Source organism: Klebsiella sp. GW_Kp181, from assembly GCF_040062315.1.
Classification (GTDB): Bacteria; Pseudomonadota; Gammaproteobacteria; order Enterobacterales; family Enterobacteriaceae; genus Klebsiella; species Klebsiella oxytoca.
On record NZ_JBEAFR010000055.1, the window covers coordinates 62,028 to 71,815 of the forward strand.

A 9,788-nucleotide genomic window follows, 5' to 3' on the forward strand; every position below is an offset into this window, starting at 1 on the left:
TCACGCCGCAAGTTGCAGGGGCGTCGGCTGCTTTCGTGTATTGCATGGCTTGCCTGACACAAAAACATTTACGCTGCATCGAGGCGGCAAGCAATGAAATCTGTGGGAGCATAGTGACTATGGGGCCAGCGTTGCTGCGCGTAGCCAGGAAAGAGGCGGCGGGAAGGATGAAGTGAAAAATGCCGCCCCGTGGAATGGGGCGGCGTGGGATTAACGAATGTTGGCGCAGGTCAAGCAGAAGGCGTAGCGATTCTGCGGATCATTAAAGGCCGCCAGCTTGTCGCTTTCGTTTTTCACTGCATTAGCCGCAGCGGCCACCGGCGCAGGCAAATAAGCCTGAACCGCCGCCGGCAGCGCCGCGCGAACGGAACCGGTCAGGCTATCGACCACCATCGAGAAGAAGGTCGGCTCTTCCTGATAATAATTGATATGCCACTCTTTCAGCTTCGCCAGCTCGGCGGCTTTTGCCACCGCGTCGTCAAAGTCGCCGAGGCTGTCGACCAGACCGTTTGCTTTCGCATCTTCACCGGTCCAGACGTGGCCCTGGGCGATTTGGTCGATTTTTTCCGGCGTGCTCTTACGCGCGTTCGCCACCAGGGTGATAAAGCGCTTATAGCCGTTTTCGATGCTGAGCTGCATCAGCTGTTGTACTTCCGGCGGAAGCGCTTTAGTGGTGGAGACATCGGCCAGCGGAGAGGTGGCCACGCCATCGGTATGAACGCCAATCGAGCCGAGCGTATTTTCGACGGTGTTAATTACCCCAAAGATACCGATAGAACCGGTCAGGGTGCTGGGGTTCGCGACGATATAATCCGCCGGGGTGGAGATCCAGTAGCCGCCGGAGGCCGCCATGCCGCCCATCGATACCACCACCGGTTTGCCGGCCGCTTTTGCCGCCGCCAGCTCTTCGCGAATCACCTCCGAGGCGCTGACGCTGCCGCCAGGGCTGTTTACCCGCAGTACGATAGCTTTCACTTTCGGATCGAGGCGGGCGTCGCGGATCTGCGCAGCGGTAGTGTCGCCGCCGACGTTACCCGGCGTTTCCTCGCCATCCATAATCGCGCCGTTAGCAAAGATAACCGCTATCGCGGAGCCTTTATCGGCAGGCGTTTTCACGGTGTAGTCGTAGTAGCTGATCGCGCTGTAGTTATTATCCGCTTTGCTCCAGCCAAACTGCTTAGTCAGCGCTTTCTCCACTTCGGTAGAGGTGCCAAGCTCGTCAACCAGCTTGTTATCCAGCGCGTACCTGGCGGTGTCGCCATCAACTTTACGCAGACCGTCGAGGACCCCCTGAGCGCCAGGGAAAAGCTGCTGTGCGGAGATCTGGCGGTTGGCGGCGATGGTGTTGAGGTAGTTTTGCCACAGTTCGCCAATCCAACGGCTATCCGCCTCGCGCGCTGCCGGGGACATATCATCGCGGATAAACGGCTCTACCGCTGATTTATAAGTGCCGACGCGGAAAACGTGGGTCGATACTTTGAGCTTATCGAGCAGCGATTTGTAGTACAGGCCGTTGGTCGCGAAACCATGCAGATCCACTTCGCCCTGCGGCGAAAGCCAGATTTTATTAGCGAAGCTGGCCAGATAATACTGCCCCTGGCTGTAGCTGCTGCCAATGGCGTAGACCGGTTTACCGCTATCGCGGAATTCGCGCAGCGCTTTACCGATGTACTGCATCGATGGCTGATCGCCGCCGGCAAAGTTTTTCAGATCCAGCACGATGCCGGTGATATTGCGGTCGTCTTTCGCCTGGCGAATTGTCTGCACAATATCAAACAGCGAGTTTTCCTGCAGGCGATCCGAGCTGGCGCCAAACAGTTGACGGCCAATGACCCCAAGTTTGCTGCTGGCCGAAGGTTTATCGACCACCACGCCGGTGATATCCATCAGCAGCGCGCCGCGAGTGGTATGCTCTGTTGTGTTACTGCTGAACTGGGCCCAGATACCGACGCAGGCCAGCACCAGCACAAGGAAAACCACGTTCAGTGCGAGCTGGCGAATGAAGTTGAGCACTCGCCATGTCCATTTAAAGATTCCGGCGAGCAGTCGCCAAAGAGTTCGCATGTATTCTCCCTAACCATTATCAAAATAGGGCAAGCCGCACGGGCTGCCGCGTCTGGCTATCCTAATGAGAGTGCCGACGGTTGTCAGCAGGAATCACCCGCTGGGCTGTAACAAAATCCTTGTGCATGTTAATTTTATGAAAAATGACATCACAGGAGTTACACAGATGGATGCTCTCGAACTACTGGTTAATCGCCGCAGCGCTTCACGTTTGACCGATCCGGCGCCGGCTGGCGAACAGCTGGAAAACATCCTTCGCGCGGGGCTGCGCGCGCCGGACCACGGAACGCTACAGCCGTGGCGCTTCTTCATTATTGCCGATGATGGGCGCGAGCGCTTCAGCCAGCTGCTGGAAAAAGGCGCCGTGGCGGCAGGCGGAGATGAAAAGGCGATTGAAAAAGCGCGCAGCGCGCCGTTCCGCGCGCCGCTGATTATTGCGGTGGTGGCGCGCTGTGAAGATCATCCGAAGGTCCCCAGGTGGGAACAAGAGATGTCGGCGGGCTGCGCGGTGATGGCCATGCAGATGGCGGCCGTGGCGCAGGGTTTTAACGGTATCTGGCGCAGCGGCGCATTAACCGAGAGCCCGGTCGTCCGTGAAGGGTTTGCCTGCCGCGAGCAGGATAAAATCGTGGGCTTTCTTTATCTGGGAACGCCGCAGCTCAAAGCTTCAACCACCATCACTTTGCCGGATACCGCGCCGTTCGTGACGCGCTTCTGAGTCCATTCTCGTTATGCCGGGCGGGCCCGGCTCACCGCCGCCTCCGGGATTGTAGCCCGGCTAAGCGCAGCGCGAGTCGGGTGGAAGCCGTACCAGCGTACCAGGCTCGACACCTTTCCCGGAGGCGGTGCTGGCGCATCTGCCCGGGCGACCAAACCGCGGACGGCTGGGAACCCGTAGCCCGGATAAGGCGCGTCAAGCGCCGCCTCCGGGAATTTAACAGCGATGAGGTTACTTCTGCCGTTTGGCGAATTCGTCTTTCGCTTTCTGAAGCTGCTGCTGGAAGGCCGGGTTGGTATGCAGCGTGGCAACCACCGCCGAACCGACAATCCGCGCCGCGTCGACGTCGCTCTGCCAGTGATAGCCGCAGATCACCCGGCTTTCGCCCAGCTCAAAGCCGCGCTTAAGAATTTCATTTTGCCGCTGCGGATTAATCTCAGCCAGCACCAGCGCGGTGGCCCAGCCGATAGAGGTGTGGCCGGAGGGGTAGGAGCCGTTTTTCGATAGCGTATCCTGTTCCTTGGTGTTACAGGTGGCGACTCCGTAAAACGCAAAGGGGCGAATGCGCATGTATTTCTCCTTCGCCCCTCGCGTGGCCAGGTCGCCGGCATCTTCAATCATGTTGGTGAGCAGCTTGTGCAGCTCCGGCGCATCTTTGGCGGTAATGGGCGAGCCGAAGGCACCCGAGAAGGCGTTGGCGACGCCGCCGCCGCTCAGGTTTGTGTCTTCCGCCGCCAGTTTGCCGCGCTCGGTGCCGCGCAGCAGGCGTCCTTTCTCATACATGGCCTGATCGTTTAAAAACGCGATACTGCCCACCTCCGGCGGCGGCGGTAGCAGCGCGAGGCTGTCGATAGCCTGCGCATTGGTCAGGTAGTAGAGATCCGGTTTGGTGGTGACGTCGTTACCGGCGGGAACCAGGGCGAAAGCGTTGATGGAGAAGAAACTGGCCAGGCAAAGGGCGAGAACACGCTTTTTCATGAAAACTTCCTTACGTTGTTATATGTCCAGACAAAACAGAATTTTTTGTTGTTACATTTCTGTCATTTTTTAGTAAAGGGTAAAATGACGACGAAAAAGCGGGCCCGTATCGCAAAATCGGTTTTTTGTCTGCTTAATGAGCAACCATACGCGATTTCGGACTGTCGCACTTACCACTCCGCCATTTGGGCGCTACCATATCGGGATTGCAATGACAGGAGATGTCCATGAGCGAGCAAGCCATTCGTTTAACGCAATACAGCCACGGAGCCGGTTGCGGATGTAAAATTTCCCCTAAAGTGCTGGAAACCATCCTGCAGAGCGACCAGGCCAAATTTATTGACCCGAATCTGCTGGTGGGGAATGAAACCAGCGATGATGCCGCGGTCTACGATCTCGGCAACGGTACCTCGATTGTCAGTACTACCGACTTTTTTATGCCGATCGTCGATAATCCGTTCGACTTTGGGCGCATTGCCGCGACAAACGCCATCAGCGATATTTTCGCTATGGGCGGCAAGCCGATAATGGCCATCGCTATCCTCGGCTGGCCCATCAATACGCTGGCGCCGGAAATTGCCCGTCAGGTAGTTGATGGCGGGCGTTTTGCCTGCCAGCAGGCGGGGATCGCGCTGGCCGGGGGCCACTCGATTGATGCGCCTGAACCCATCTTCGGTCTTGCGGTGACCGGCGTGGTTCCGACCGAGCGGGTGAAGAAAAACAGTACCGCTCAGGCCGGATGCAAACTCTACCTCACGAAACCGCTGGGTATCGGCGTGCTGACCACTGCCGAGAAAAAGTCGCTGCTGAAGCCGGAACATCAGGGGCTGGCGACGGAAACCATGTGCCAGATGAACCTCGTCGGCTCGGCGTTCGCCAACATTGACGGCGTGAAGGCGATGACCGACGTCACCGGCTTCGGACTGCTGGGGCATCTGAGCGAAGTGTGCCGCGGAGCGGGCGTACAGGCGCAACTCACCTATGCCAGTATCCCGAAACTACCGGGCGTGGAAGAGTATATTGCGGCCGGTGCGGTGCCGGGCGGAACCGGGCGAAACTTTGCCAGCTACGGGCATCTGATGGGCGAAATGCCGCCTGAGTGGCGCGATCTGCTGTGCGATCCGCAAACCTCCGGCGGCCTGTTGCTGGCGGTAACGCCGGAAGCCGAGGACGAGGTGCTGGCAGCAGCCGCTGAATATGGCATCACGCTGACCGCTATCGGCGAGCTGGTGACCGCCCGCGGCGGACGCCCTATGATCGAGATTCGTTGATTTCATGCGGCTGTTTATTGCAGAAAAGCCGAGTCTCGGCCGCGCCATTGCCGATGTGCTGCCAAAACCGCATCGCAAAGGCGATGGCTATATTGAATGCGGCAACGGACAGGTGGTCACCTGGTGTATCGGCCACCTGCTGGAGCAGGCTCAGCCTGACGTCTATGACGGGCGCTATGCGCGCTGGAATCTGCTCGACCTGCCTATCGTTCCGGAAAAGTGGCAGCTCCAGCCCAAGCCCTCGGTGACCAAACAGCTTAACGTGATTAAGCGTTTGCTTGGCGATGCGCAGGAAGTGATCCACGCGGGTGACCCGGACAGAGAAGGCCAACTGCTGGTGGACGAGGTGCTCGACTACCTGCAGCTGGCGCCGGAAAAGCGCCAGCAGGTGCAGCGCTGCCTGATTAACGATCTCAACCCGCAGGCGGTGGAGCGGGCGATTAACCGCCTGCGCGCCAATAGCGAGTTCGTTCCGCTGTGCGTCTCGGCGCTGGCTCGCGCCCGCGCCGACTGGTTATATGGGATCAATATGACCCGCGCCTACACCATCCTTGGGCGTAACGCGGGTTATCAAGGGGTGCTATCGGTCGGACGCGTACAAACGCCGGTGCTTGGCCTGGTTGTACGCCGCGATGAAGAGATTGAAAACTTCGTCGCCAAAGACTTCTTCGACGTGAAGGCGCATATCGTCACCCCGAAGGAGGAGCGTTTTGTCGCCACCTGGATCCCCAGCGAGGCCTGCGAACCCTACCAGGATGAAGAGGGACGGCTGCTGCATCGTTCGCTTGCCGAACATGTGGTCAAGCGCATTGAGGGCCAGCCGGCGACGGTGACCGCTTATAACGACAAGCGGGACTCCGAGCCAGCGCCGCTGCCGTTCTCCCTCTCGGCGCTGCAGATTGAAGCCGCGAAGCGCTTCGGTTTTAGCGCGCAGAACGTGCTGGATATCTGCCAGAAGCTGTATGAAACTCATAAGCTGATTACCTATCCGCGTTCGGACAGCCGCTATCTGCCGGAAGAGCATTTTGCCGGAAGACATGCGGTGCTGAACGCCATCAGCGTACATGCGCCGGACCTGCTGCCGCAGCCGGTGGTGGACCCGGAGATCCGCAACCGCTGCTGGGACGATAAAAAGGTCGATGCCCACCACGCCATTATCCCCACCGCGCGCAGTTCGCAGGTGAAGCTCAGCGACAACGAAGAAAAGGTTTACACCCTGATTGCTCGCCAGTATCTGATGCAGTTCTGCCCGGATGCGGTGTTCCGAAAGTGTCAGATCGATCTTGATATCGCCAACGGTAAGTTTGTGGCCAAGGCGCGTTTTCTGGCAGAAGCGGGCTGGCGAACCCTGTTAGGCAATAAAGAGCGCGATGAAGAAAACGACGGCATGCCGCTGCCGGTGGTCGCTAAAGATGATGAGCTCCTGTGCGAAAAAGGGGAAGTGGTGGAGCGCCAGACCCAGCCGCCGCGTCACTTTACCGACGCCACGCTGCTGTCGGCGATGACCGGTATTGCCCGCTTTGTGCAGGATAAAGACCTGAAGAAAATTTTGCGCGCCACGGACGGTCTCGGTACGGAGGCGACCCGCGCCGGAATTATCGAGCTATTGTTCAAACGCGGTTTTCTGACCAAGAAAGGGCGCTATATCCACTCTACCGATGCCGGCAAGGCGCTTTTCCATTCGTTGCCGGAGATGGCGACGCGTCCGGACATGACTGCCCACTGGGAGTCGATTCTGACGCAAATCAGCGAGAAACAGTGCCGTTATCAGGATTTCATGCAGCCGCTGGTCGGGACGCTGTTCCAGCTTATTGACCAGGCCCGTAGCACGCCGGTACGCCGCTTCCGCGGAATTGCGGCGCCGGGGGAGGGGAAGAAAAGCTTTAGCAAGGGGAAAGGCAGAGCCAAAGCGAAAGATAAAAAAAGCGCTGCTGGCCCTGCGGCGGAAAACCCGCAGTAAAAAACCCCGGGAAGCCGGGGTTTTTCAGTTATGCACCGAATCCGCATGCAGGCGTTCATTCAGCGAGTGGGCTTAAATCACACCCTGCGCCAGCATAGCGTCAGCAACCTTCACGAAACCGGCGATATTGGCGCCGCGCACGTAGTTGGTCTGCTTCGCTTCGCCGCCGTATTGCACGCAGGCGTGGTGAATATCCAGCATGATGTGGTGCAGACGCGCATCCACTTTTTCCGCTTTCCAGCCCATGCGCGCGGCGTTCTGCGCCATTTCCAGGCCGGAGGTGGCGACGCCGCCGGCGTTCGCGGCTTTACCCGGCGCGAACAGTACGCCCGCTTCAAGGAACAGATCGGTGGCAGCGATGGTGGTTGGCATATTGGCGCCTTCCGCTACGGCCTTCACGCCGTTAGCGATCAACTGACGGGCGGCATCGACGTCCAGCTCATTCTGCGTCGCGCACGGCAGCGCGATATCCACCGGTACGGACCACGGCTGTTTGCCTTCCAGATAGGTCAGGCCAAACTCGCGCGCGTAATCCGCTACGCGGCCATGGCAACGCTCTTTAATGTCGATCAGGCGCGCCAGTTTTTCTTTGGTGAAGCCTGCCTCGTCGACGACGGTGCCGTTAGAGTCGGACGCTGTAATCACCCGCGCGCCAAGCTCCATTGCTTTCTCGATGGCGTACTGCGCCACGTTGCCAGAGCCGGAAACCGCCACGCGAGCGCCTTCAAATCCCAAACCATGGCGCTTAAGCATCGCTTCGGTAAAGTAAATCAGGCCATAGCCGGTGGCTTCCGGACGAATCAGGCTGCCGCCGAAGGAGAGACCTTTGCCGGTAAATACGCAGGCGCTGTTGTTAGAGAGCTTACGCATCATCCCGGCCATAAAGCCGACTTCACGACCGCCTACGCCGATATCACCGGCAGGCACGTCGGTATCCGGCCCCAGATGACGATACAGTTCGGTCATCAGCGCCTGGCAGAAACGCATGACTTCGCCGTCGCTCTTGCCTTTAGGATCGAAATCGCTGCCGCCTTTACCGCCGCCCATAGGCAGGGTGGTCAGGGCGTTTTTGAAGGTTTGTTCAAAGCCAAGGAATTTCAGAATCGACAGGTTTACGGAGGGGTGAAAACGCATACCGCCCTTGTACGGGCCGATGGCGGAGTTGAACTGCACGCGCCATGCGCGGTTAACCTGAACCTGGTTACGGTCATCAACCCAAACGACGCGGAACTGGATAGCACGCTCCGGTTCAACCAGACGTTCCAGCAAATTCATCTGGCGATAGCGCGGATTTTCCTCAAGGAAGGGCCACAGGGTGGTCATCACCTCGCGGACGGCCTGAGCAAATTCAGTTTGATTTGGATCGCGCTGTTGAACGCGGGCGAGAAAACCTTCCAGAGTGCACGTCTGATCCATAGATATAATTTCCCCTTATGGTTGTGGTTGCGTCTATTTATTATGATTCGGCCCTTGAAAAAGCCGATTTTCCGACTATACCACCGGGAATCGTTAGGTAAGCAAGGAAAAATTGTTCGGAAAGCAAAATTTATAATCAGGCATGGGTCATAATCAAAAACGATGACCGCCGCCTGACAGAATTAGCGGGAGAGGAGATCGGCGCGCTGGGCGATAAAGGCTTCCAGCAGGGGGATGTCCGCTGGCGCAAGGTTGAAGCTAAAGGCCTCCTGCGGGGAACACCAGCGCAGCTGACTGTGATAGCGGGCGATGGGTTCGCCGCTAAAATGAGGGACCCACCAGGCGTGAAGATGAATCAGGCGAGCGGAAATTTCGCGCCGATGGCTGGCGATATAGCATCCCGGGCTGGCGTCGATCTCCAGCTCTTCCCGGAGCTCGCGGGCCAGCGCCTCGGCCTGGGTTTCGCCGGGTTCGACTTTACCGCCGGCAAATTCCCACATCCCCGGCTGATCCGCGTGGGGAGGGCGCTGCGCCAGCAAAATTTGCCCGTTGCGTTCGATAATGGCGGCAACAACATCAAGAGTTTTTAGCATGTGAATCATCGTTCTGTACTGAAGAATCGCCTATTATCACCGCCCTGGTACTCTGCAAACAACCCTGAATCCGCTGGAGAAACTTCGTGCTTGATCGTTATCTGCATCCGCGTTTGAAACCTGCCCTCAACGCCACCGCCGCTCTGCTGGATCGTCCAGCCGTCTCTCCCGACGGTCTGACCCTGCTTGGCTTTGCAATTGGCGTACTGGCGCTGCCGTTTTTAGCCCTGGGCTGGTATCAGGCGGCGCTGGCGGCGATAGTGCTTAACCGCCTGCTGGACGGCCTCGACGGCGCGCTGGCCCGGCGACGCGGGTTGACCGATGCAGGCGGTTTTCTCGATATTTCCCTCGATTTTCTATTTTACGCCCTGGTGCCGTTTGGCTTTATTCTGGGCGACCCGGCGAGCAACGCGCTGGCGGGCGGCTGGCTGCTGTTCGCGTTTATCGGTACCGGCAGCAGCTTTCTCGCCTTTGCCGCGTTGGCGACAAAGCATCAGATCGCCAATCCGGGCTACGCCCACAAATCGTTTTACTATCTTGGCGGACTGACGGAAGGGACGGAAACCATCGCGCTGTTTGTGCTGAGCTGTCTGTTCCCGGCGTGGTTTGCCTGGCTGGCGTGGATTTTTGGCGCGCTGTGCTGGCTGACGACCTTTACGCGGGTGTGGAGCGGATACCTGACCCTGAAACAGGTAAGAGAGTGATGAGCAGGTTTTGTGCCGGGCGGCGGCTGACGGGTTCAGTGCCGTCTGCGGGCCGGTAGCCCGGACAGATGCGCAGCATCGCCT

At 58.5% G+C, this 9,788-nt stretch carries 8 protein-coding genes; 4 read left to right on the forward strand and 4 right to left on the reverse strand.

The window, feature by feature from the left end; all coding sequences use genetic code 11:
* Window positions 1-210: 210 nt before the first annotated feature.
* Window positions 211-2,064 (reverse strand): signal peptide peptidase SppA, encoded by a 1,854-nt coding sequence (gene sppA, locus ABLV11_RS13440; protein ID WP_004112300.1) that lies wholly within the window; start codon window positions 2,062-2,064, stop codon window positions 211-213.
* Window positions 2,065-2,230: 166 nt separating this feature from the next.
* On the opposite strand from sppA, the gene ABLV11_RS13445 reads away from it, so the two are divergent.
* Complete coding sequence (locus ABLV11_RS13445; RefSeq protein ID WP_004101297.1) at window positions 2,231-2,782, forward strand: NAD(P)H nitroreductase; 552 nt, start codon at window positions 2,231-2,233, stop codon at window positions 2,780-2,782.
* 231 nt (window positions 2,783-3,013) lie between these two features.
* On the opposite strand, the gene phoC is transcribed toward ABLV11_RS13445, so the two are convergent.
* Window positions 3,014-3,760 (reverse strand): acid phosphatase PhoC, encoded by a 747-nt coding sequence (phoC, locus tag ABLV11_RS13450; RefSeq protein WP_348855348.1) that lies wholly within the window; start codon window positions 3,758-3,760, stop codon window positions 3,014-3,016.
* 227 nt (window positions 3,761-3,987) lie between these two features.
* Here phoC and selD point away from each other — a divergent pair, with 227 nt between their 5' ends.
* Together selD and ABLV11_RS13460 are read left to right on the forward strand one after the other, a co-directional pair.
* The gene (selD, locus tag ABLV11_RS13455; RefSeq protein ID WP_004101299.1) at window positions 3,988-5,031 is read left to right on the forward strand and encodes a selenide, water dikinase SelD; all 1,044 of its coding nucleotides are present in this window, start codon (window positions 3,988-3,990) and stop codon (window positions 5,029-5,031) included.
* A gap of 4 nt (window positions 5,032-5,035) precedes the next feature.
* On the forward strand, window positions 5,036-6,991 hold the full coding sequence (locus ABLV11_RS13460; RefSeq protein WP_070557294.1) for a DNA topoisomerase III: 1,956 nt from the start codon (window positions 5,036-5,038) through the stop codon (window positions 6,989-6,991).
* 72 nt (window positions 6,992-7,063) lie between these two features.
* On the opposite strand, the gene gdhA is transcribed toward ABLV11_RS13460, so the two are convergent.
* The gene (gene gdhA / locus ABLV11_RS13465) at window positions 7,064-8,407 is read right to left on the reverse strand and encodes an NADP-specific glutamate dehydrogenase (RefSeq protein ID WP_004101304.1); all 1,344 of its coding nucleotides are present in this window, start codon (window positions 8,405-8,407) and stop codon (window positions 7,064-7,066) included.
* A gap of 182 nt (window positions 8,408-8,589) precedes the next feature.
* Window positions 8,590-9,000, reverse strand: a complete 411-nt coding sequence (locus ABLV11_RS13470; protein WP_126488974.1) for a pyrimidine (deoxy)nucleoside triphosphate diphosphatase — start codon at window positions 8,998-9,000, stop codon at window positions 8,590-8,592.
* 86 nt (window positions 9,001-9,086) lie between these two features.
* Here ABLV11_RS13470 and ABLV11_RS13475 point away from each other — a divergent pair, with 86 nt between their 5' ends.
* On the forward strand, window positions 9,087-9,704 hold the full coding sequence (locus ABLV11_RS13475) for a CDP-alcohol phosphatidyltransferase family protein (RefSeq protein WP_126488975.1): 618 nt from the start codon (window positions 9,087-9,089) through the stop codon (window positions 9,702-9,704).
* The last annotated feature ends 84 nt before the right edge of the window (window positions 9,705-9,788 follow it).